Source organism: Micromonospora sp. NPDC049275, from assembly GCF_043197115.1.
Classification (GTDB): domain Bacteria; phylum Actinomycetota; class Actinomycetes; order Mycobacteriales; family Micromonosporaceae; genus Micromonospora.
The window spans coordinates 1-20,221 of sequence record NZ_JBICSN010000003.1; the positions used below are offsets into that span (position 1 = coordinate 1).

Annotated in this window: 25 protein-coding genes; 15 read left to right on the plus strand and 10 right to left on the minus strand. The window is 71.1% G+C overall.

All coding sequences use genetic code 11. The annotated features are described in order from the left end of the window. From ACGFIE_RS10460 to ACGFIE_RS10470, 3 genes are all read right to left on the minus strand, one after another. Positions 1 to 113: helix-turn-helix domain-containing protein (locus ACGFIE_RS10460; protein WP_393294597.1), on the minus strand; the 113-nt coding region annotated here is incomplete at its 3' end. Positions 114 to 450: 337 nt separating this feature from the next. Further along, the gene (locus ACGFIE_RS10465; protein ID WP_393293225.1) at positions 451 to 726 is read right to left on the minus strand and encodes a hypothetical protein; all 276 of its coding nucleotides are present in this window, start codon (positions 724 to 726) and stop codon (positions 451 to 453) included. 10 nt (positions 727 to 736) lie between these two features. Next, on the minus strand, positions 737 to 1,561 hold the full coding sequence (locus ACGFIE_RS10470) for an SDR family NAD(P)-dependent oxidoreductase (RefSeq protein WP_393294599.1): 825 nt from the start codon (positions 1,559 to 1,561) through the stop codon (positions 737 to 739). Between the two features lie 125 nt (positions 1,562 to 1,686). Here ACGFIE_RS10470 and ACGFIE_RS10475 point away from each other — a divergent pair, with 125 nt between their 5' ends. After that, a complete protein-coding gene (locus ACGFIE_RS10475; RefSeq protein ID WP_393293228.1) occupies positions 1,687 to 2,643 on the plus strand; it encodes an HpcH/HpaI aldolase/citrate lyase family protein in 957 nt (318 codons plus the stop codon). Positions 2,644 to 2,719: 76 nt separating this feature from the next. Here ACGFIE_RS10475 and ACGFIE_RS10480 read toward each other — a convergent pair whose 3' ends face one another. Continuing rightward, the gene (locus ACGFIE_RS10480; RefSeq protein ID WP_393293230.1) at positions 2,720 to 3,211 is read right to left on the minus strand and encodes a DUF4190 domain-containing protein; all 492 of its coding nucleotides are present in this window, start codon (positions 3,209 to 3,211) and stop codon (positions 2,720 to 2,722) included. Positions 3,212 to 3,397: 186 nt separating this feature from the next. Between ACGFIE_RS10480 and ACGFIE_RS10485 the strand changes: the two genes are divergently transcribed. Continuing rightward, positions 3,398 to 4,237 carry an SDR family NAD(P)-dependent oxidoreductase gene (locus ACGFIE_RS10485; RefSeq protein ID WP_393294601.1) on the plus strand — a complete coding sequence of 280 codons (840 nt, stop codon included), beginning with the start codon at positions 3,398 to 3,400 and terminating at the stop codon, positions 4,235 to 4,237. Positions 4,238 to 4,250: 13 nt separating this feature from the next. Here ACGFIE_RS10485 and ACGFIE_RS10490 read toward each other — a convergent pair whose 3' ends face one another. Then, positions 4,251 to 4,787, minus strand: a complete 537-nt coding sequence (locus tag ACGFIE_RS10490; RefSeq protein WP_393293232.1) for a DUF4190 domain-containing protein — start codon at positions 4,785 to 4,787, stop codon at positions 4,251 to 4,253. 176 nt (positions 4,788 to 4,963) lie between these two features. Here ACGFIE_RS10490 and ACGFIE_RS10495 point away from each other — a divergent pair, with 176 nt between their 5' ends. Further along, positions 4,964 to 6,160: an acyl-CoA dehydrogenase family protein gene (locus ACGFIE_RS10495; protein ID WP_393293235.1), complete on the plus strand. Its 1,197-nt coding sequence runs from the start codon at positions 4,964 to 4,966 to the stop codon at positions 6,158 to 6,160. Positions 6,161 to 6,184: 24 nt separating this feature from the next. On the opposite strand, the gene ACGFIE_RS10500 is transcribed toward ACGFIE_RS10495, so the two are convergent. Together ACGFIE_RS10500 and ACGFIE_RS10505 are read right to left on the minus strand one after the other, a co-directional pair. After that, positions 6,185 to 6,592, minus strand: a complete 408-nt coding sequence (locus ACGFIE_RS10500) for a CoA-binding protein (RefSeq protein WP_393293237.1) — start codon at positions 6,590 to 6,592, stop codon at positions 6,185 to 6,187. A 26-nt stretch (positions 6,593 to 6,618) separates the two neighbouring features. Beyond that, on the minus strand, positions 6,619 to 8,685 hold the full coding sequence (locus ACGFIE_RS10505; RefSeq protein WP_393293239.1) for an intein-containing Rv2578c family radical SAM protein: 2,067 nt from the start codon (positions 8,683 to 8,685) through the stop codon (positions 6,619 to 6,621). 92 nt (positions 8,686 to 8,777) lie between these two features. On the opposite strand from ACGFIE_RS10505, the gene ACGFIE_RS10510 reads away from it, so the two are divergent. Beyond that, positions 8,778 to 9,197: a thiol-disulfide oxidoreductase DCC family protein gene (locus ACGFIE_RS10510; protein ID WP_393293241.1), complete on the plus strand. Its 420-nt coding sequence runs from the start codon at positions 8,778 to 8,780 to the stop codon at positions 9,195 to 9,197. On the opposite strand, the gene ACGFIE_RS10515 is transcribed toward ACGFIE_RS10510, so the two are convergent. The 3 genes from ACGFIE_RS10515 to trxA all read right to left on the minus strand — a co-directional run bounded on the left by ACGFIE_RS10515 (position 9,161) and on the right by trxA (position 11,072). Then, positions 9,161 to 10,117 (minus strand): HTTM domain-containing protein, encoded by a 957-nt coding sequence (locus ACGFIE_RS10515; protein WP_393293244.1) that lies wholly within the window; start codon positions 10,115 to 10,117, stop codon positions 9,161 to 9,163. The two genes, ACGFIE_RS10510 and ACGFIE_RS10515, sit on opposite strands and share 37 nt — an antisense overlap. Further along, positions 10,114 to 10,554 carry a hypothetical protein gene (locus tag ACGFIE_RS10520; RefSeq protein WP_393293246.1) on the minus strand — a complete coding sequence of 147 codons (441 nt, stop codon included), beginning with the start codon at positions 10,552 to 10,554 and terminating at the stop codon, positions 10,114 to 10,116. The genes ACGFIE_RS10515 and ACGFIE_RS10520 overlap by 4 nt, the downstream gene beginning before the upstream one ends. 155 nt (positions 10,555 to 10,709) lie before the next feature. Next, the gene (gene trxA, locus ACGFIE_RS10525; protein WP_030329190.1) at positions 10,710 to 11,072 is read right to left on the minus strand and encodes a thioredoxin; all 363 of its coding nucleotides are present in this window, start codon (positions 11,070 to 11,072) and stop codon (positions 10,710 to 10,712) included. A gap of 547 nt (positions 11,073 to 11,619) precedes the next feature. On the opposite strand from trxA, the gene ACGFIE_RS10530 reads away from it, so the two are divergent. From ACGFIE_RS10530 to ACGFIE_RS10580, 11 genes are all read left to right on the plus strand, one after another. After that, positions 11,620 to 12,135, plus strand: coding sequence for a MaoC family dehydratase (locus tag ACGFIE_RS10530; RefSeq protein ID WP_393293249.1), 516 nt, complete (start codon positions 11,620 to 11,622; stop codon positions 12,133 to 12,135). Positions 12,136 to 12,297: 162 nt separating this feature from the next. After that, positions 12,298 to 12,822 (plus strand): hypothetical protein, encoded by a 525-nt coding sequence (locus tag ACGFIE_RS10535; RefSeq protein ID WP_393293251.1) that lies wholly within the window; start codon positions 12,298 to 12,300, stop codon positions 12,820 to 12,822. Between the two features lie 53 nt (positions 12,823 to 12,875). Next, entirely contained in the window at positions 12,876 to 13,499 is a 624-nt protein-coding gene (locus ACGFIE_RS10540) for a TrmH family RNA methyltransferase (protein ID WP_393294603.1), read from the plus strand. Between the two features lie 81 nt (positions 13,500 to 13,580). Further along, positions 13,581 to 14,258, plus strand: coding sequence for a DUF6758 family protein (locus tag ACGFIE_RS10545; protein WP_393293253.1), 678 nt, complete (start codon positions 13,581 to 13,583; stop codon positions 14,256 to 14,258). A gap of 115 nt (positions 14,259 to 14,373) precedes the next feature. Continuing rightward, positions 14,374 to 14,532, plus strand: a complete 159-nt coding sequence (locus ACGFIE_RS10550; protein ID WP_007455302.1) for a hypothetical protein — start codon at positions 14,374 to 14,376, stop codon at positions 14,530 to 14,532. Positions 14,533 to 14,538: 6 nt separating this feature from the next. Beyond that, positions 14,539 to 15,414: a PH domain-containing protein gene (locus ACGFIE_RS10555; RefSeq protein ID WP_363685179.1), complete on the plus strand. Its 876-nt coding sequence runs from the start codon at positions 14,539 to 14,541 to the stop codon at positions 15,412 to 15,414. Positions 15,415 to 15,517: 103 nt separating this feature from the next. Then, on the plus strand, positions 15,518 to 16,357 hold the full coding sequence (locus tag ACGFIE_RS10560) for a SigE family RNA polymerase sigma factor (RefSeq protein WP_393293255.1): 840 nt from the start codon (positions 15,518 to 15,520) through the stop codon (positions 16,355 to 16,357). Then, positions 16,354 to 17,616, plus strand: coding sequence for a hypothetical protein (locus tag ACGFIE_RS10565; RefSeq protein ID WP_393293257.1), 1,263 nt, complete (start codon positions 16,354 to 16,356; stop codon positions 17,614 to 17,616). The genes ACGFIE_RS10560 and ACGFIE_RS10565 overlap by 4 nt, the downstream gene beginning before the upstream one ends. A gap of 85 nt (positions 17,617 to 17,701) precedes the next feature. Next, positions 17,702 to 18,574, plus strand: coding sequence for a PHP domain-containing protein (locus ACGFIE_RS10570; RefSeq protein ID WP_393293259.1), 873 nt, complete (start codon positions 17,702 to 17,704; stop codon positions 18,572 to 18,574). Between the two features lie 41 nt (positions 18,575 to 18,615). Beyond that, positions 18,616 to 19,230 carry a MarC family protein gene (locus ACGFIE_RS10575; protein ID WP_266248663.1) on the plus strand — a complete coding sequence of 205 codons (615 nt, stop codon included), beginning with the start codon at positions 18,616 to 18,618 and terminating at the stop codon, positions 19,228 to 19,230. A gap of 14 nt (positions 19,231 to 19,244) precedes the next feature. Then, on the plus strand, positions 19,245 to 20,195 hold the full coding sequence (locus ACGFIE_RS10580) for a RecB family exonuclease (RefSeq protein ID WP_393293262.1): 951 nt from the start codon (positions 19,245 to 19,247) through the stop codon (positions 20,193 to 20,195). Positions 20,196 to 20,221 lie beyond the last annotated feature (26 nt).

Here is a 20,221-nt window from a genome sequence, read left to right on the forward strand (position 1 = left end):
GAGATCGTCGACACCGACCGCTCCAACCTGCCCGCGATCGACCGCAACGACTCACCCGCAGCCCGACCCAACCCGATCTGTTCCCGCTCCAGCGGGCTCAACCTCGACGCCATAACCACCCCAACGAAGAAAACGGAAGGGTGTTGCAACCACCGGTTGAGCCCGCCCAGCTAACGGAAACTGTCCAAGATTGCGAGAAATCCGCTGGCGGCCAGGGGGTTGTAGTGCCCGGCAGAGCCGCGAAAGGGTCGTTATCGGGCGCGCAGGTCGTCGCCGGCGCCAGCGCTCTCGCTGCGGCCACCGCGCCCAGCGCGCCGCGTCCGCGCCCAGCGCGCCGCGTCCGCGCCCAGCGGGGCGCGTCCGTGCGTCGCGCCCAGCGCGTCGCGTTCGTGCGCCGCGTTCGTGCGTTGCGCAACTGCCCGCGCCCGGCGTCGGCGGATCGGCCGGCGGTCAGACCTTTCGGACCTCGATCACCCGGGTGTTCGGGGCTGCCTCGCCGAGGGCGGCGCGCAGGGTGACTCGCTCCGGGTCGACGAGGAACGACTCGTAGCCGGTCCGGTCGTCGAAGGTGATCACGTGTACCTCGGCTTGCCCGTCGGTGCCGCGCAGCCGTCGTTCCAGACGGCCGCCGTGGCGGCCCAGCAGGGCCAGCACGGTGTCCTCGTAGCGCTGCCCGGCGGCCTCGGCCCCGGCCGGATAGTCGACGACGGCGACAAGAGTCAGCATGGCGGCCACGCTATCCATCGACGCCGACGGCCGCGGCGCTGGCTTCCCAGAGCCGGGCCGCGAGCCGCGGGTCGGCGGCCTTGCGGTACGGCCGACGCGGCCGGCGGTTGTAGTAGTACGCCCCGCCGATGAGCCGGGCCGGATCCTGGTTGGCCAGCCAGACCAGCGTCTCGGCGGCTCTCTCCGGGCTGCGGAACGGCAGCACCCGCATGCCGAAGGCGACAAGCCTGCTGTCGTTGGCGAACCGCGTCCGCACCACTCCCGGGTGAAAGCTGTACGCGGGGATGCCCGGCCAGCGGCGGGCCGCCTCGGCGGTGAACAGGATGTTCGCCTGTTTGCTGCTGCCGTACGCGCCCATCGGGCGGTAACCGCGCAGCGGCTTGTTGAGGTCGTCCGGGTCGAGTGCTCCGAAGCGGTGCGCGCCCGAGGCGGTCACCACGATCCGGCCCACCCGGTCGGCGAGCAGGTTGGTCAGCAGGAATGGGGCCAGGTGGTTGGCCTGGATCGACAGTTCGAAGCCGTCGACGGTGGTGAGCGGTTGGAGCGCGATGGCCCCCGCGTTGTTGGCCAGCACGTCGATCCGGTCGTACGCGTCGCGTAGCCGCTCGGCGAGCCGACGTACGTCGTCGAGGACCGCGAAGTCGGCCCGGAACAGCTCGGGACGTGTGCCGGAGGTCTCCCGTACCCGTTCCGCCGCGGCCTGGAGGCGGGCCGGGTCCCGTCCGACCAGCACCACCTGGTCACCACGGCACGCGAAGTTCACCGCGGCGGCCAGCCCGATGCCGGAGCTGGCCCCGGTCACCACCACGAGTCGACGCTCAGTGAGATCTTCCACAGGTCCATTCACCCCGGTCATGGCGCGAGGTTACCGTGACGTCACCACACCCTTTGGGATCGTTAAGTTTTCCTCGGAGTCAGGTGGCGTCGGCGTGCCCGCCGGCCGCTGGAAGGAGCACATCCATGGCCGCAGTCGGTCGTCCCCGGCGGTCCTGCCTCGCCGTGCCGGGTTCCAGCGTCAAGATGCTCGGCAAGGCGCAGGGCCTCCCCGCCGACCAGGTCTTCCTCGATCTGGAGGACGCCGTCGCCCCGCTGGCCAAGCCGGACGCGCGCAAGAACATCGTGGCCGCCCTCAACGACGGTGACTGGGCGGGCAAGACCCGGGTGGTCCGGGTCAACGACCTGACGACCCCGTGGACCTACCGGGACGTCATCGAGGTGGTCGAGGGCGCCGGGGCGAACCTCGACTGCATCATGCTGCCGAAGGTGCAGACCGCCGCCCAGGTGCAGTGGCTGGACCTGACGCTCACCCAGATCGAGAAGACGCTGGGTCTCGAGGTCGGCCGGATCGGCGTCGAGGCCCAGATCGAGAACGCCGCCGGTCTGGTCAACGTGGACGCGATCGCGGCCGCCTCGCCCCGGGTGGAGACCATCATCTTCGGCCCGGCCGACTTCATGGCGTCGATCAACATGAGGTCGCTGGTGGTCGGCGGCCTGATCCCGGACTACCCGGGCGACCCGTACCACTACATCCTGATGCGGATCCTGATGGCGGCCCGGATGCACGACAAGCAGGCGATCGACGGCCCGTTCCTGCAGATCCGGGATGTGGACGCGTTCCGCGAGGTGGCGAAGCGTTCGGCGGCGCTGGGCTTCGACGGCAAGTGGGTGCTGCATCCGGGCCAGATCGACGCCGCCAACGAGGTCTACCAGCCGGCCCAGGCCGACTACGACCACGCCGAGCTGATCCTCGACGCGTACGAGCACTACACCTCGGAGGCCGGCGGCAAGCTCGGCGCGGTGATGCTCGGCGACGAAATGATCGATGAAGCGTCCCGCAAGATGGCGTTGGTGATCGCCGCCAAGGGCCGCGCCGCCGGGATGAGCCGTACCTCGTCGTTCACCCCGCCGGCCCAGTGACCGGCCACGCCGGGACGGCCGCCGCCGGCCGTCGACCCGGCACACCAGCCGGCGGTACGCGGACCCGCCTGCCGGGTCAGCTGCCGCTGTCGTTGCCTGTCGTGACCGCGAAGACGAACGCGGCGACGTAGAACGCGATCCCCAGCACCATCAGCGCGGTGACGATCCAGCCGACGATGATGCCGGCCTTCGCCATTCCCTCGCCGCCCTCGCCGCTGGCCCGGATCTGCTTCTGCGCCACGTGACCGAGGATCGCCCCGATCGGCCCGGTGATGCCGCAGGTGGTCAGGCCGGCCAGCGCCAGCACGAGCGCCGCGATCGCGAGCCCGTTGGTCTTCGGCGGCGGCGGGTAGCCGTAACCGAGCTGCGGCGGGTAGCCGGGCGGCGCGTACGCCCCCGGCGGGAACTGCCCACCCGCGTACGGGTCGGCCGGCGCGTACGGGTTTCCGGGGCCGGGCTGGGTCGGTACCGGATGGCCGGCCACCAGGGTCGGGTCCGGCGGCGCGCTCGACGGCTGAGCCGACCAGGTGGGGTCGGTCCAGCCGCCGGGGGGTGGGGGATTGGTCATGCGAACTCTCCGTCGGCTCGGGTGCGCCGTCAGAGTAGCCAGGGGTGGCCAAACCCGATGCCCCCGCTCCCGGGTGCCGCGTTGCCCGGGCCGTTCGTAACGGGCAGGATCCCTGGCATGGCAATAGACGCGCGCGCCGCGGACCGTTCCGGCAGCCGACCCCGACGGGACGTGAGCCGCCCGGGTGTGGGCCGCCGCGGTCGAGCGGCCACAGCGGCCGGCGCGACCGGCCCCGACGACGAGCCGGTCGCACTCACCGACCCGGTGACCATGCGGCTCGACGGTCGGGTCGCCCTGGTGACCGGGGCCGGCAGCGCGGACGGCATCGGGTACGCGACCGCCCGGCGGCTCGCCGACCTGGGGGCGCGTGTGGCAATCGTCAGCACCACCCGGCGCATCCATGAGCGGGCGGGTGAGCTGGGGGTGACCGGGTTCGTCGCGGACCTGACCGACGAGTCCGAGGTCGGCGCGCTGGCCGACGCGGTCGCCGAGCAGTTGGGCGACGTCGAGGTGCTTGTCAACAACGCCGGTCTGGCGAGCCGGGCCAGCCAGGGGGTGCTGCGTCCCGTCGCTCAGCTGACCTACGACGAGTGGCGTGGCGAGATCGACCGCAACCTGTCCACCGCGTTCCTGTGCAGTCGCGCGTTCATCGGCGGCATGGCCGAGCGGGGCTGGGGGCGGATCGTCAACCTCGCGGCCACCGCCGGGCCGGTCAACGCCCTGCCCACCGAGGCCGCGTACGCCGCCGCCAAGGCCGGGGTCGTCGGGCTGACCCGCGCGCTGGCCATGGAGATGATCGCCGACGGGGTGACAGTGAACGCGGTGGCGCCCGGCACCATCTACACGGCGGCGTCCACGATGGCCGAGATCAAGCAGGGTCTGGGCACGCCTGTCGGTCGACCGGGCACTCCGGACGAGGTCGCGGCGGCCATCAGTTTCCTCTGCTCGCCGGCCGCCTCGTACATCACCGGTCAGATGCTTGTGGTGGACGGCGGCAACAGCGTCCGGGAGGCGCGCTTCCGCTGATCGGCCGGGCGGGTCAGTAGCCGCCGCTGTCGCCGTTGTTGCTGAAAATGACGAGCGCCAGCCAGCCGCAGCAGGCCAGCAGGGTCAGCGCGGTGAAGGCGTACCCGAGGATCAGCCCCCAGGTGGCGAGCTGGTCGCCGTCCTCGCCGCTGGTGCGGATCTGTCGCTTGGCCAGGTGGCCGAGGACGGCGCCGGCCGGGGGAAACACGAAGGCGAACACCAGCGACAGGATCGCCAGCACGTTGGTGCCCCGGCCGGGACCGGACGGCGGCGGGCCGTACTGGCCGTAGGGGCCCTGCGGTGGGTACGGCGGCTGCTGCCCCCAGTGCGCCGGCTGATGCGGCCTCTGCTGCTCGTACGGCGACGGCTCGTCCGCAGGGGGCCCGTACGGGGAGCGTTCCGGCGGCCCGAACGACGACTGGTCCGGCGGCGGCGGGTACGGCGACTGCCCGGCCGGCGGTGGCGCGTACGGCGACTGGTCTCGGGGTGGCTCGTAGGGTGACGGTGGCGGCTCGTCACCCGGGGGGCCCGACGGTGGCGGGTGGCTCACTGCTGTCCTCCTCCTGCCGGTGCCGGAAAAGTCCTTCTTGCCGGACGCTACCCGCAGCGGTGAACCTTTTCACAGCTGTTGTGGGGACTGGTCACCTTGGCCGTGGCGGCCGGGAGGCCGATACTGACCGAGCGTTCAGTTACCCATGAGTAGTGCGCGGATCTCCGGAGGCTGAGATGGCCCGACTCGCCCAGACGCCCGGCCTGACCGATGTGCAGCTGTCGATCCTGGAGACCGTCCGGGAGTTCGCCGACAAGGAGATCATCCCGCACGCCCAGCGGCTGGAGCACGCCGACGAGTACCCCACCGACATCCTCGACGGGATGCGCGAGATGGGGCTGTTCGGCCTCACCATCGACGAGGAGTACGGCGGGCTCGGCGAGTCGCTCCTCACGTACGCCCTCGTCGTGGAGCAGCTGTCCCGAGGCTGGATGTCGATCTCCGGCATCGTCAACACCCACTTCATCGTGGCGTACCTGATCTCCCAGCACGGCTCCGCCGAGCAGAAGGCCCGGCTGCTGCCGAAGATGGCCACCGGCGAGGTGCGCGGAGCGTTCTCCATGTCCGAGCCGGAGACCGGCTCCGACGTCTCGGCGATCAAGTCCCGGGCCGTCCGTGACGGCGACAGCTACGTGCTCAACGGGCAGAAGATGTGGCTGACCAACGGGGCGTACTCCTCGGTGGTGGCCACCCTGGTCAAGACCGACACCGGCGCCGAGTCGGTGTACGGCAACATGAGCACCTTCCTGCTGGAGAAGGAGCCGGGCTTCGGCGAGACCGCGCCCGGCCTCACCATCCCCGGCAAGATCGAAAAGATGGGCTACAAGGGCGTCGAGACCACCGAGATGGTGCTCGACGGGGTGACCGTGCCCGACTCGGCCATCCTCGGCGGCGCCGACAGGGTGGGCCGCGGCTTCTACCAGATGATGGACGGCATCGAGGTGGGCCGCGTCAACGTGGCCGCCCGCGCCTGCGGCATCTCCATCCGCGCCTTCGAGCTGGCCGTCACGTACGCCCAGCAGCGCAAGACCTTCGGGCAGCCCCTCGCCAAGCACCAGGCGATCGCCTTCAAGCTCGCCGAGATGGGCACGAAGATCGAGGCCGCGCACGCCCTCATGGTCAACGCCGCCCGCCTCAAGGACGCCGGCCAGCGCAACGATGTCGAGGCGGGGATGGCCAAGCTGCTCGCCTCCGAGTACTGCGCCGAGGTCGTCCAGGAGGCGTTCCGCATCCACGGCGGCTACGGCTACTCCAAGGAGTACGAGATCGAGCGGCTGATGCGCGAGGCCCCGTTCCTGCTCATCGGGGAGGGCACCTCGGAGATCCAGAAGACAATCATCTCTCGCGGCCTGCTCAAGGAGTACAAGCTCTGACCTTCACCTCCCGCGGACCGGTGGTCAGGACAGTCGGGTCAGGCCGGCGGCGGCGCGCTCGACGATGAGGCAGCGGTCCTCGACATAATCCATCCCGGCCGCCTCGGCGATCCGTCGCGCCTCGGCCGAGACGATGCCCAGTTGCAGCCAGACGGCCGGGGCGCCGATCGCCGCCGCGTCCCGGACCACCTGCACGGCGTCGGCCGCCGGCCGGAACACGTCCACCAGATCCACCGGATGCGGGATGTCGGCAAGTGTCGGGTACGCCCGCTCGCCGAAGAGTTCGTCGACAGTCGGGTTGACCGGGATGATCCGCCAGCCGTACTGCTGCATCTGCAACGGCACACCGTGCGCGGCCTTGCGCGGGTCGCGCGACGCGCCCACGACGGCGATGACTGCGGAGTCGGCGAGGATCTGCTGAGCGGTACGCACCCGCCGACTGTAACGCCGCCGTTCGCTCAGAGCAGGGTCAGCTGCTCGGCGGCCGGCGGTGGGGGCGGCTCGGGCAGTCGACGGTTGTCACCCAGCTCGCCCCGGTGCAGGCCGTGCCGGCGGGCGGCGATCCGCACCCGCGCGGTCAGCTCCCGCTGGTACGCCTGCGGCGCGTACGCACCGGCCCGGTAGAGCTCGCGGTAACGGGGCACGAGGTGCGGATGGTCCCGAGCGAGCCACTGCGCGTACCACTCCCGCGCGCCGGGGCGCAGGTGCAGCGCCAGTGGAGTCACGCTTGTCGCCCCGGCGGCCGCGATCGCCGAGACGGTGGCGTCGATCGACTCGTCGCCGTCGCTCAGACCGGGCAGGATCGGTGCCATCAGCACCCCGACCTCGAACCCGGCGTCGGCGAGTCGGCGGACCGCGTCCAGGCGGCGGCTCGGATGCGGCGTGCCCGGCTCGACGCCACGCCAGAGCTGCTCGTCGACGAAGCCCACCGAGTAGGAGATGCCGACCCTGGTCACCTCGGCGGCCTGACGCAGCAGCGGCAGGTCCCGCAGGATCAGCGTGCCCTTGGTCAGGATCGAGAACGGGTTGGCGAAGTCGCGCAGCGCCGCGATGATCTGCGGCATCAGCCGGTAACGCCCCTCGGCTCGCTGGTAGCAGTCCACGTTGGTGCCCATCGCCACGTGCGCGCCGCGCCAGCGCGGCGCGGCCAACTCCCGCCGCACCAGCTCACCCGCGTTGACCTTGACGATCACCTGCCGGTCGAAATCCGCGCCGGCATCGAGATCGAGGTAGGTGTGCGTGTTACGGGCAAAGCAGTTGTGGCTCACCACTCCGTTGGCGATGAAGTCGCCGGTGCCGGTGGTGATGTCCCACAGGGGTAGCTCCAGCCCGAGCGATTGGATGCCCACCACCTTGAGTGCGCTCTGATTCTTCAGTGCGGCGCCCTCGATCGACCGCTTGCGGGTGATGGCCGGGTCGGTCAGGTGAAAGAACCGGAGCCGGGCTGCCAGGCCGCCGGTCACCCTGACGGTCCGCACACGGTTAGGTAGGCCGGGATCTTCTTGTACGCAGGCGAACCCGAAGTGCCGTAGCGCTGCCGTCGTCTGGTCGAGGATGGCGTCGTCGCTGTTGCTGATGCGCAGGATGCCTTTGCTGCAACTGCCCTCCGCGTCGAAGATGCCGGCCAGGAAGCCGAGTCGCCACTCGTCGCTGGGGCTGACCGGCCATTGGATCAGTTCGGTGATCCTCTCAATGTCCCGCCCTTTGGAGGTGCGGATGGCAGACACGGCTCGGCGACTGGCGCTCGCCGGAGAGAAGGAGAAGCGCGTGGTTTCGATGCCTTCCTGGGCAAGATATCGCTCACTCCGACTCAATGCCTCGTCGTCGATCAGCGCCAGACGAAACCGGTGCACGACCCCATAGGCGTACGAGAAGGTGCCCAGATGCGCGTCCCCGCGGATCATGCCGCAGAGGTAACCCCGCCGGTAGTCGGGTGACTCCTTGGGCCCGGTCGCGAACCCGCCCGTACCGATCAGGCGGTTGTTGGTGGTCAGGTAGGGGCGTTGGCCAACGCCCTGCATGGCCCCGGTGACGTACTTCCAGCCACGATCCGAAAGGAACCGGTGGTCCCCACTGGTGACGAGCGTGGTGCCGTCCGCAAGTGCGACTCGGTACGCAGGCTTCACGGTGGACCACTTGTCGAGCACCGTGGTGACGACGTAGCGCCGGTAGGCGCCGCGTCGTTCCGTTCCGTAGATCCGGTCGCCCGGCTCCAATTCGCTGATCGGTTTGGTGCGACCGTCAGCCATCAGGATCGGGGTGTCTGCACCCAGGCAGTACACACATGCATGGGAGCAGCCGCGATACGGGTTGATGGTCCACTCGAACGGGACGCGGGACTGGCCGGGCACCCGGTTGAGGATGGACTTGGCCTGCACCTCGTAGAAGGTCATCCCGGCGAACTCGGGGGTGTCGAAGGTGCGTACGACGGCGCCGGGCAGCGCCAGCGGCAGGGGTGGCGTCGCTGGCGCTGCCCGCTCGGGGTCTCCCTCAGCCGGGGGAGCGGTGAGGTTGTCCCAGCGCATGACCATTATTCGAACACGTGTACGAGGTGAGCGCAAGTGACGCGCCGGACACCGGAGCGCGGTGGGCGGTCGGGCGGGGGAGGATGGACACCATGGAGAGGTCGACCTTCGTCTACGACGGGGACTGCGCGTTCTGCACGAGCTGCGCGGAGTTCATCGAGCGCCGCATTCCCACCGCCGCGCGGGTGGTGCCCTGGCAGTTCGCCGATCTGGACGCGCTCGGCCTGACGACCGCGCAGTGCGAGGAGGCCGTCCAGTGGGTCGGCGCGGACGGCTCGCGCGCCGCCGGGCCGGACGCCATCGCGAAGCTGCTCGGGGCGAGTGGTCCGCTCTGGCGGGTCGCCGGGGCGGGGCTGCGGTTTCCGCCGGCGCGCGCTCTGGCCTGGCCCGTTTACCGCTGGGTGGCGCGCAACCGACACCGCCTTCCCGGTGGAACGGCGGCGTGCTCCCTGCCGCAGGAGGCCCGGGAGCGGCTCTACGGCCCGGCCGGCCGCCCGAGCGCCGGGGCCTGATCGTCGAGCTGTGCCCGGCCCGCGCCGGCACCTGCCCGATCCTGATCAGGCGGCGGCGCCGCGGTGTCGACGTCCGCCGAGGTTGCTCCTGAGGTGTCACGGCCGGCGAGCCGGCGGGCCCAGACCAGCGGGCGGACCCGCTCCAGCGGCAGGAAGCTCGTCATCGCGGCGAGGTGCGGCGCGAACGAGATCGTGATGGTCGCGATTGTCACCACGTGGAACGAGTAGAAGAAGCCGACCATGGCCAGTCGCCAGCGAGCCGGCAGCAGGAACACCACGGGGCTGAACAGTTCGAAGGCCACGATGCCGAACTGGGCCACGATCAGCAGGTACGGCACCTGGGCGATCAGGTCCGCCAGGTCGGTGCCGCGTCGGATGATGGCACGCGCCAGCACCGAGCCGGTCAGCCAGTCCGGGCCGCCGAAGCGCAGCTTGGCCCAGGCCGCCAGGAAGTACGTGCAGATCACCGCGATCTGGGTGACCCGCAGTGCCCAGCCACCGGCCTCGGTGCGGGTGGTGTCGCCGTGGCGTGCCCGGCCGGCGGTGGGCAGCACGGCCAGTGCGACGAGCAGCCCGAACCGGTCGTGGTCGACCTTTCCGTAGCTCATCGCGATGATCATCCACTCGAGATAGAGCGCGCAGACCGTCCAGCCGAGCAGCCGGGGCGCCCGGCCGGTCGCGGCGAGCAGGGCGAGCAGCAGCAGCGCCCAGAAGATCACCGCCACGGCCGTCGGGGTCGGCGTCGGCAGTGGGAGCAGCCGGCCGATCAGCAGAGGCTGGTACAGCTCGCCGGGCACGCTGGCCCTGGTGCGTACCCAGGGGGTGAAGACCACCAGGTCGGCGGCGACGAAGAGGTAGATCAGGGTGCGGAAGGCGGCGATCCGCCCACGCGGCACCGGCTCGGTCAGCCAACCGATCATCGGGCCACCTGCCAGCGGACCACTGTCTCGTCGGTGTGCTTTCCGGTGGGTCGGCCGGCGCGAATGCCGTGCCAGCGGATGACGATGCGGACCTCGACAAGCGCCGGGGCGTCCGGGTGGCGTTCGGCGTACGCGTCGGCGACCTCGGTGAGCAGCGTCGGGTCGGCGGCGTACCGGGTCTGCTGGCCCTCGATCTCGGCGCGGCGGATGCCTGTGGCGTTCTGGTCGAGGTCGACCACGGCACCGGTGCTGTTCACCCCCTCCACGCGCGTGTCCGGGGCGGGTGCGTTCGGCGGGTTGGAGGTGGCGTACATCCGGAACGGGCCGAACGGGAAGTCGTCGTCGCTGCCCCAGAAGGTGCCGAGCAGCAGCAGGACGAGGCCGAGTGCGGTCGCGCCGAGTCGGGTCGTACGCCCGCGGGTGGTCAGGGTCTCCATCGGGTGGTGACGATACGGGATGTACCGGCCGCGCCGGGTCCCACCGACGGCCAGTTCCGCCTGCCCAGGTCGGTGATCACGCGCGGGGGTCCCGGGTACGACGAAGGGCCGGACCCGAACCGGGCCCGGCCCTCGCGCGCCGTCGCTGGGACGGCTCAGTGGTTGTGCTCGGCCAGCTGCTTGCGGACGTCGTCCATGTCCAGCGCCTCGACCTGCTCGATCAGGTTCTCCAGCGCGGACTCGGGAAGCGCGCCCGGCTGGGCGAAGACGATGACGCCGTCGCGGATCGCCATGATCGTCGGGATCGACCGGATGTCGAACTTCGCGCCCAGCTCCTGCTGGGCCTCGGTGTCGACCTTGCCGAAGACGATGTTCTGGTGCTTCTCCGAGGAGCGCTCGTAGACCGGGGCGAACCGCTTGCACGGACCACACCAGTCGGCCCAGAAATCGACCAGGACGATGCCGTCGTTGCCGGTCACCTCGTCGAAGTTCGCCGAGGTCAGCTCAACGGTTGCCATTGCACTCTCCGATCACCGCGGTTTGTCTGCGTCCCGTAGAACCAGGGCTGACCGTATCGAATTCCCGGGTCGTCCAGCGCGAAACGTGCGCCGGGCTGCCCGAGGCCCTCGGTGGTCATCGAACTGTGTCAGTTCACAACGTCCTGCGGATCGCAAGTGCATGACGCACTTGCGTGACCTGCGGTGATGGGAGCGGTTCCAGGGAGATCCACCCAGTTGAGCGCTACGAATCGGTAACTTGAGCCCTGACGAGGCGGTATCCGGCCTGCGGAGATCGCTGATCAACCCACTCATCGTCACGGAGAGTATTGTTACAAAAAGATAAATGTGAGCTCGATCTCTGTTGAACCGGCGCCGCCGTAGGGCAGAATTCCTCACATCAGAGCGTGGGCGGCGGGTGCCGGGGAGGGCCCCGCCGCTCATTGCGTCTCCCCTCGGGTGAGTGACCGGTGTGACATTTCCGCCGGGGCCGCGCCCCGACCGTCGCCTTAACCATCGGTAAGGCATGCTGTGCCGAACTTCATCGCCGCCCGTCGAAGGGACCAGGATGCAGTTCGGCCGCTACTACGAGGAGTTCGAGGTCGGCGCGGTCTACCGGCACTGGCCGGGCAAGACCGTCACCGAGTACGACGACCACCTCTTCTGCCTGCTCACCATGAACCACCACCCGCTGCACCTGGACGCGCACTACGCCGCGACGGCCAGCCAGTTCAAGCGCAACGTCGTGGTCGGCAACTACATCTACTCCCTGCTGCTCGGCATGTCGGTGCCCGACGTCAGCGGCAAGGCCATCGCCAACCTGGAGGTCGAGTCGCTGCGGCACGTGGCGCCCACCTTCCACGGCGACACGATCTACGGCGAGACGACGGTGCTGGACAAGCGCGAGTCCGGCTCCAAGCCCGACCGGGGCGTGGTCTCGGTGGAAACCCGCGGCTACAACCAGGAGGGCACCATGGTCTGCGTCTTCCGCCGCAAGGTCATGGTCCCCAAACAGGAGTACGCGGCAGGCGCCGTCGCCGAGGGAGTGGACCCGGAGCGGCCCAGCTTCCCCGACCCTCGCTGAGGCTCCCCGGTCCGCGCTGACGGTCCCGACGCGCGCCGAGGTGGCCCGGTCCGCGCTGAGCGACCCGACCTCGCTGACCAGGCACCGCCGCCCGCCACAGGGCTTCCCCTTCCCCGCAGCAGGTTCTGCGGGGGGAGGGGGTCGGTCACCCTTTCGGGGCTTATGCTGGCGCCGGAGGTTCCGATGAGCCACTCCGTCGCTGGAGAGCCGCCCTCTGCCGGCCGCCGCGCCGCACCGTTGACCACCGCCGTCTACTCCGCCGCCGAGTGGGACCTGCTCACCAGCCTGCCCGCTCGGGTGCTCGTGGCCGCCTCCGCGCCCGGTGCCGGCCGCCCGGAACGGGGTGTGCTGGCGGGCCTGGCCGGCCTGGACGCGGTGGCCGCCGGCCGGGGGTTCGACAGCGATCTGGTCCGTGCCGTCGTCGCCGCGATCTACGCCCGCCACGACGGTGCCCCGGCACCCGCCGAGCGGCTCACCGACCTGGTGGACCTCCTCGTCGCGTGCCGGGCGGCGGTTCGGGTCCTGCATCAGCGCGCCGACCCCGCCGACTCGGCCGCGTACCGCCAGTGGGTGCAGTCGGTCGCGGCCCGCGTCTGCCGGGCGGTGCCCGGCCCCGGCGGACGCCCGGCCAGCCCCGCCGACCGGCGTTTCCTGGACCGGCTTGGTGACGCGCTCGGCCTGGGCTGAGGTCGGCGGGCCGCCGCAGCGGACGCCGCGACGGTCCGTACCCTCTGATGACCGTGACCGACGAGCAGCTTGAGGTGGGTGTGGGCCCCTGGCCGGGGGACCCGCCCGAGGACCCGCGCTACGACCCGCAGTTGCTCGCCGAGGGGGACCGGCGCAACGTGGTCGACCGCTACCGCTACTGGCGGCACGAGGCGATCGTCGCCGACCTGGACCGGCACCGGCACGGCTTCCACGTCGCCATCGAGAACTGGCAGCACGACTTCAACATCGGCACGGTGGTACGCAACGCCAACGCCTTCAACGCCGCCGAGGTGCACATCGTCGGACGGCGACGGTGGAACCGGCGCGGCGCGATGGTGACCGACCGCTACCAGCACGTCCGTCACCACGAGACGATCGAGGAGTTCGTCGACTGGGCGGCGGGGCGGCGGCTGCCCGTGCTCGGCATCGACAACCTGCCCGGCTCCCGCCCGCTGGAGACCGGCACCCTGCCGAGGGACTGCGTGCTGCTCTTCGGCCAGGAGGGGCCCGGCCTCTCCGAGCCCGCCCGCGCCGCCTGCACTCAGCTCTATTCGATCGCCCAGTACGGCTCGACCCGGTCCATCAACGCGGGTGTGGCCAGCGGCATCGCCATGCACGCGTGGATCCGTACCCACGCCGGCCCGCCGCCGGACTGACCCTCGCCCCATCGGCCGAATCGGACTTTCCGGCTTGACGTGTCGGCGTTGCGGGGTGACGGTGGAGTTGTGAGTGTCGCGGTGAGTTGTCCGAGATGCGGGGGCCCGGTACGGGCGCCGGATCTGATGCACGCCGAGTCGAGGTGCCTGCGCTGCGGTCCGGTGCCGCCGTTGCACGTGCCCGAACACATCGGAGCGGAGATCATCGCGAGCGTGGTGGAGCGGATCACCGCGGCCGAGGGTCCACCGGGGACGCCGCTGTGGTGCCCCTGGCCGCTACCGCCCGGTTGGACCCTCACCGGCGTGGCGTACGCCGGTGACGAGCGCACGGGGGTGCGGGCGACGGCAGTGGCCTGCGCGGGGCCGGCGCCGCTCGACGACGGGCCGGCGGATCTGGTCTTCGTGGCCGAGGAGCCGGGCGTCGGTCTGGGCACCCGACTCGCCGGTCTGGCCGGCCCCGACCCCGGACCGGAACTCGTCGACGCGCTGACCGACCCCGGTCCGGGGCACCCCGAGCACGTGGGGCAGGCCAGAATCCGGGTCGGCGGGCACCCGACTCCACTGTGGTTGGTTAATTCTCCGACGGATCGAAGCGCGTACGCCGGCGAGGCTCGGGGAATGTGGCTACATGCGATAGCCTGGCCGGCGAGCGCGGGTCATCTCCTCGCGGAAGAGGTCGTGTTGCACGACCTGACCGAGTGGACTCCGCCCGAGCTCGTGTACGGCGCACCGTCCCCGTACCTGTCCGGGAGGGCTTGACAACCTTCCGGTTTGACGGAGAACGGACGCAGATCTTCACTGTACGACACCACACTGATACTCTGGGTGCCGCTGCGGTAATGGGACCCGGCGCCGCGCGAGAGGATGGCCCGCCATGGTCAAGAAGGTCCTCACCTGGGCCGGAATCGCATTCTTGATCTTCTTCGTCGCCTATCGGCCAAACTCTGCGGCTGATGTGTTCAAGTCTCTGGGCGGCGGGATCATGGACATCGCCCAGGGGTTCGGCGACTTCTTCACAAGCCTCGTCGCCTAACCGGCGATGGGCAGCCCCTCCGGTCCACCCTTCGACCCGGACGATCCTGACCGGGAACGTCGCGAGCGCGACACCGAGCCGATCCCGCGGATCGGGCCGGATGACGGCCCGGGCTACGGAGCCGGCCCCGGCCTGTCCGACGGGCCGTCCCTTTCGGACGACGTCGGCTACGGCGACGGGCCCGGCTATGCCGGCGAAGGGCGGTCCGGCCGGGGCTGGATCCGTGATCCCGAGGCCGCCTACCAGCCACCGCAGATCTCCGAGGACGAGCTGGCCGGGCTTCGCGCCGACGCGACGGGGGCGACTCCCCGGCGGGTGCTTCCGCTGGAGGACGAGCCCAGCTCGCTTGTCGCCCGCTACCTCTTCCCCACCGAGCGCTACCGGGGCGAGTGGAAGCGGCACTGGATCCACCTCACCAACCCGCTCCTGATCGGCGTCGCGGCGACGTTCGTGCTCGGCTACCTGTCCGGCTTCCTCGCCGGTAACAACGTGGGGGCGCTGACGACCATCGCGGTGCTGCTCTGGTTCGCCGTCATGGGCTGGGTGGCCTGGAAGGTCGCCGACTGGTGGTATGACCGGTTCATCCTGACCAACAAACGGGTCATGGTGGTCAACGGCATCGTCACCCGCAAGGTGGCCATGATGCCGCTGGTCCGGGTCACCGACATGAAGTACGAGCAGACCCCGACCGGCCGCGCGCTCAACTACGGCACCTTCGTCCTGGAGTCCGCCGGCCAGGAGCAGGCGCTGCGCGAGGTCAAGAATCTGCCCAACCCGAACGAGCTCTACCTGCGAGTCGTGGAAGAGATGTACGAGCCGCAGGCGGTCGAGGCACGGTTGGGCAAGGAGGCCGACGAGGCCAAGGCCGACGACGGGGCGTGAAAGTTTTCGTCCGAACATCGGAGCAAGTGCACACCTTTCGTCATGGACCGGAACGCCTCTGACGTGGCACTCTGCCAGGACGGTATGGGTGCGGAGGTGTGCGGTGGCGAGCAGGGACCCGTTGGAGGAGGAGTTTCGCGAGTTCGTCGCGGCTCGCTCCGCCGCCCTGCTCCGAACCGCCTATCTCCTCGCCGGCGACTGGGCGACGGCCGAGGATCTGCTCCAGACGGCGCTGACCAAGACCTACCTCGCCTGGAAGCGGCTCGGTGGGATCGAGGCGGTCGAGCCGTACGCCAGGCGTGTGATGGTCAACACTTCGACGAGTTGGTGGCGTCGGCGCTGGCACGGTGAGCGCCCCACCGAGGTGCTACCCGAACGACCCGGCGTCGACGAGATCGAGCAGCAGCTCGACCGCGACCTGCTGTGGCGGCACCTCAGGGAGCTGCCCAGCAGGCAGCGGGCGGTGCTCGTCCTGCGCTATTACGAGGACATGTCGGAAGCGCAGACGGCCGCGCTGCTGGACATCTCGCCGGGGACGGTGAAGAGCCAGGCCTTCCGGGCGCTGGCCACGCTGCGTCGACGAATGGGCACCGCCACCCCGGACCTGGTCGACGCCCCCGGCGCGAATCGGGGCACCGACACCGCCCTCTCGGGTCGGGCCCGTGACGCCGCCTCCTCGGGTCGGCCCCGTGACGCCGCTCTCTCCGGCCGGGGTCGCGACGCTGCCGGAGTCGGCCGGGGCGCCGACGCTGCCCGACCCGGCTCTGCCGGGAGGGTTCCGGGGGGTCGTTCCGCGGCGACGCCGCGTCCGGCGGCCGCTCGGGCCGAGCCGGGAGCGGTCGCACCCGGCCCATCCGCGCCCCGTCCGATCGCACCTGCGGTCGAGCTGCCTACCGCTCCGGCGGCCGTGCCCGTCGGCACCGGCGCCGGAGACCAGCAGTGAGCGCATTCCCGCGGCAGCCCGACAACCTGCCGGACGGTCCGGAGCGTCCTAACCAGGTGCGACGTGACCAGCTGGAAGGTGCGGTGCGGGAGACTCTCTCGCACCAGGTTGCCGTCCCCCGTCCACTGACCGCCGACCCGGCCGGTCAGGCCATCCGCCGGGCCAACCGGATCCGGCGCCGGCGGGCCGGTGTCGCTGTCGCGCTCGGAATGGTCACCACCGTGCTGATCGGCGTCGGCATGACGCAGCTCTCCGACGAGACCGGCCGGGAGGGCTCGCCCACCGTCGTGATCGGTGATCCGGACCTGTCGGTCCGGCCGCTCCTCTCCGCCACCGTTGCCCCACCCCCGCCGTCGCCCGGAACGCCTGCCGGCCTGCTCCTCGACGGCACCCTGATCAACCCCGACGGCAAGCGGTTGGCGCTGCCCAGCGTCGGCCCCGCCGAACGCGCCCACAGCCTGCCCAGCGGCGCCGGTCTGCTGGTGGTCGGTGCTCGGACCACCGCCGGCCGTTCTCTCTGGGTGGCGCAGGACGACGGCGTGGTGCAGGTGCTGCTGGCCGGTGCGGGTCAGATCGTGCTCGCGCCCGACGCCAGCCAGGTCGCCTGGCGGGACGGCAAGGACCTCCTCGTGGCGGGAGTGGTCGGTACCCAGCTCATCGGCACGGTGCGTACTCCGGTCCCGGACGGCGCGGAACCCGTCCGATTCGTCGGGAACAGCGTGCTGATCCGGCTCGACCGGAACGGGCCGGCCCACGCCCTGTGGCGGCCCGGCGCGGGGGAGCTGGTCCCGGTGTTCGAGCGGGGCACCCTGAACGTCTACGGTGCGCTGCCCGACGGGCGGCTGATCGGTCAGGTGTCCGCGAGCGGGTCCGCCGGGACCTGCCTGGCGGCACTCGACCCGAAGCGGGCTCTGAAACCGGTACGCACCGCCTGCGGCACACAGTTGAGCCTGGACGGCGCGGGCGGCGTGTCCGACGACGGGCGATGGCTCCTGGTGAACGGAAAGGTCGGCGCGAGCGACCGCGCTCTCCTGGTCGACCTGCAGCGGCTCGGGACGACGCTGAACGCCGTGCCGGCCGGCCCGACGCTGAGTGGCGCTGTCGCCTGGACGACCGGAACGGACGTCTCCTACGTCGACAGCTCAGGCAAGCTGGTTCAGGTCGACATCGAACGTGTGCGTGCCGGGCAACCGGCCGAGCCGGTGCCCGTCGCCGGCCTTCAGCCCGGTGACCGGCCGGTCCTGGTCACCGGCCCCTGAGGCCCGCAGCTCTTCCAGGGGTCGTCCCTGCGACTGGCCGGCACCTACACGAGCCAGCTTCGGATCTGCTCGGTAGCGTCGGGAGGTGACCTCGCGTACCGGCCCCGCGCCGCGGATCGACCTGCACGCTCACTCGACCGCCAGCGACGGCACGCTGAGCCCGGCCGAACTGGTCCGCGCCGGCGCCGATGCGGGTCTGGACGTGCTGGCCATCACCGACCACGACACCACCGCCGGTTGGGCGCCGGCCGTGCGGGCGCTGCCGCCCGGTCTGCGCCTGGTCCGGGGCGCCGAGCTGTCCTGCCACTGGTCCGGCCCGCAGCCGGCGGTGCCACTGCACCTGCTGGCGTACCTGTTCGACCCGGACCACCCGGAGCTGGTCGCCGAGCTGGCCCGGGTGCGGGCCGCCCGCGAGGAGCGCGGCGAGCGGATCGTGGCGCTGCTGCGCGCCGACGGCATCGACGTGAGCTGGCCGGACATCCTCTCCGGGGCAGGCGGCGGCACGGTGGGTCGCCCGCACATCGCGCAGGCGCTGATCCGTGCCGGACTGGTCGCCGACACCCGTGAGGCGTTCGGCCCGGACTGGCTGGGTGAGCGGTACCGGCTGCCGAAGGAGGACATCGACGTCTTCCGCGCGGTCCGGCTGGTCCGGGCTGCCGGGGGCGTACCGGTCTTCGCCCATCCGCGCGCCACTCGACGCGGCCGGGTGGTGCCCGACGAGCTGATCGCCGAGCTGGCCGCCGCCGGGCTGGCCGGCCTGGAGGCCGACCACGAGGACCACAGCCCGACCGAGCAGGCGCACGTACGCGCGCTCGCCGCCGAGCTGGGCCTGCTGGTCACCGGCTCCTCGGACTTCCACGGAACCCACAAGAGCGTCCGGCTCGGCGCGTTCACCACAGGCGTCGAGGCATACGAGCGGATCGTCGCCGCCGGGGTGACCGAGGTCGCTTCGGGCTGATCCGCGTATTTCGCCCACCGGGGCGCGACTAGGTTGATCACGTGGATCTGAAGCTGTTCGGCGAGGTTTTCGTGACCCTGCTGGTGATCACCGACCCGCCGGGCATGATGCCGATCTTCCTGGCGCTGACCGGGCCGCTACCCGCCCGGGACCGCAACCGAGCGGCCTGGCAGGCCGTCGCGCTGGCCCTCGGCGTAATCGTGATCTTCGCGGTGGCCGGGCAGACCCTGCTCGACTACCTGCACGTGGACCTGCCCGCGTTGCAGGCCGCCGGTGGGCTGCTGCTCGTCCTCGTCGCACTGGAACTGCTGACCGGCAAGGCCGACGATCCCAGCCAGCAGGTCACCTCGAACATCGCGCTGGTGCCGCTGGGCACCCCGTTGCTGGCCGGCCCGGGTGCCATCGTGGCGACCATGCTCTTCGTCCAGCAGGCCGACGGGCTGGGCGACTTCACCGCCATCGCCGTGGCCATCCTCGCCGTCATGGTCGCGGTCTGGATCGTGCTGCGCTTCTCCGGCGGCATCGTGAAGATCCTCCGCCCCGGCGGCATCGAGGTGTTGACCCGGATCGCCGGCCTGCTTCTGGCCGCGATCGCCGTCCAGCTCATCGCCGACGCGGTGGCGGCCTTCGTCACGCAGTACGTGAACATGGCCTGACCGGCACACCGGAAATGTCGGCGGGGGATGGCAGGATCGCAGGCGTGCGACGAGCCTCTTCAGCCGGACGATCCGCCGCGGGCGGTCGGGCCCCTCAGCAGCGCCCCGGTGCCGCCGAGCAGCTCGGCTTCGAGGGAATGCCGGAACGGTTGTTCGTCTGCACCCCGAGCAAGCTCGGCGCGTACGCGGACTGTCCGCGCCGCTACCGCTACTCCTACGTCGACCGACCGGCACCGCCGAAGGGCCCGCCGTGGGCGCACAACTCGCTCGGCGCCAGCGTGCACACCGCCCTGAAGAACTGGTATGCGCTGCCCGCCGACCGCCGCCGCCCCGAGGCGCTGGCCACCCTGCTCAAGGGCACCTGGGTCCGTGAGGGCTACCGCGACGACGAGCAGGAGCGGGCCGCCTATCGGCGAGCGCTGGGCTGGCTGGAGGCGTACGTCGAGACGTTGGAGCCGGAGGCCGACCCGCTCGGTGTCGAGCGTGTGGTGGCGGTCAAGACCGCCGTGCTGGCCTTCAACGGCCGCGCCGACCGCATCGACTCGCGGCCCGGGCCGGAGGGCCCGGAGCTGGTCATCGTCGACTACAAGACGGGCCGCACCGGACTGGACACCGACGACGCCCGGGGCTCGCAGGCGCTGGCGCTCTACGCGTACGCGGCCGAGCGGGTGTTCCGCCGACCGTGCCGCCGGGTGGAGCTGCACCACCTGCCGACCGGCACGGTCGCCGGCCATGACCACACAGTCGAGTCGCTGGCCCGCCAGTTGACCCGAGCCGAGGACACGGCCCGCGACATCATGGCCGCCGAGCGGGCGGTCGCCGACGGCGGCGACGCCGACGAGGCGTTCCCCGTGTCGCCCGGCCCGCGCTGCGGTTGGTGCGACTACCGGCGGCACTGCCCGACCGGGGCACAGACACCTGGCAAGGAGCCGTGGGCGGCCGTGGACCGGTCCGTCGAGGGCTGACGCGGCCCGCCCGCACAGGTCCTCGC

Bases quoted from the DNA above. Each gene is read 5' to 3' on its own strand.
- ACGFIE_RS10475 (WP_393293228.1), top strand. From the start codon at position 1,687: ATGGCCGCAGTCGGTCGTCCCCGGCGGTCCTGCCTCGCCGTGCCGGGT.
- ACGFIE_RS10480 (WP_393293230.1), bottom strand. From the start codon at position 3,211: ATGACCAATCCCCCACCCCCCGGCGGCTGGACCGACCCCACCTGGTCG.
- trxA (WP_030329190.1), bottom strand. From the start codon at position 11,072: ATGGCAACCGTTGAGCTGACCTCGGCGAACTTCGACGAGGTGACCGGC.
- ACGFIE_RS10505 (WP_393293239.1), bottom strand. From the start codon at position 8,685: ATGCGCTGGGACAACCTCACCGCTCCCCCGGCTGAGGGAGACCCCGAG.
- ACGFIE_RS10510 (WP_393293241.1), top strand. From the start codon at position 8,778: ATGGAGAGGTCGACCTTCGTCTACGACGGGGACTGCGCGTTCTGCACG.
- ACGFIE_RS10580 (WP_393293262.1), top strand. From the start codon at position 19,245: ATGTCGGCGGGGGATGGCAGGATCGCAGGCGTGCGACGAGCCTCTTCA.
- ACGFIE_RS10550 (WP_007455302.1), top strand. From the start codon at position 14,374: ATGGTCAAGAAGGTCCTCACCTGGGCCGGAATCGCATTCTTGATCTTC.
- ACGFIE_RS10520 (WP_393293246.1), bottom strand. From the start codon at position 10,554: ATGGAGACCCTGACCACCCGCGGGCGTACGACCCGACTCGGCGCGACC.
- ACGFIE_RS10515 (WP_393293244.1), bottom strand. From the start codon at position 10,117: ATGATCGGTTGGCTGACCGAGCCGGTGCCGCGTGGGCGGATCGCCGCC.
- ACGFIE_RS10555 (WP_363685179.1), top strand. From the start codon at position 14,539: ATGGGCAGCCCCTCCGGTCCACCCTTCGACCCGGACGATCCTGACCGG.
- ACGFIE_RS10465 (WP_393293225.1), bottom strand. From the start codon at position 726: ATGCTGACTCTTGTCGCCGTCGTCGACTATCCGGCCGGGGCCGAGGCC.
- ACGFIE_RS10495 (WP_393293235.1), top strand. From the start codon at position 4,964: ATGGCCCGACTCGCCCAGACGCCCGGCCTGACCGATGTGCAGCTGTCG.
- ACGFIE_RS10530 (WP_393293249.1), top strand. From the start codon at position 11,620: ATGCAGTTCGGCCGCTACTACGAGGAGTTCGAGGTCGGCGCGGTCTAC.
- ACGFIE_RS10535 (WP_393293251.1), top strand. From the start codon at position 12,298: ATGCTGGCGCCGGAGGTTCCGATGAGCCACTCCGTCGCTGGAGAGCCG.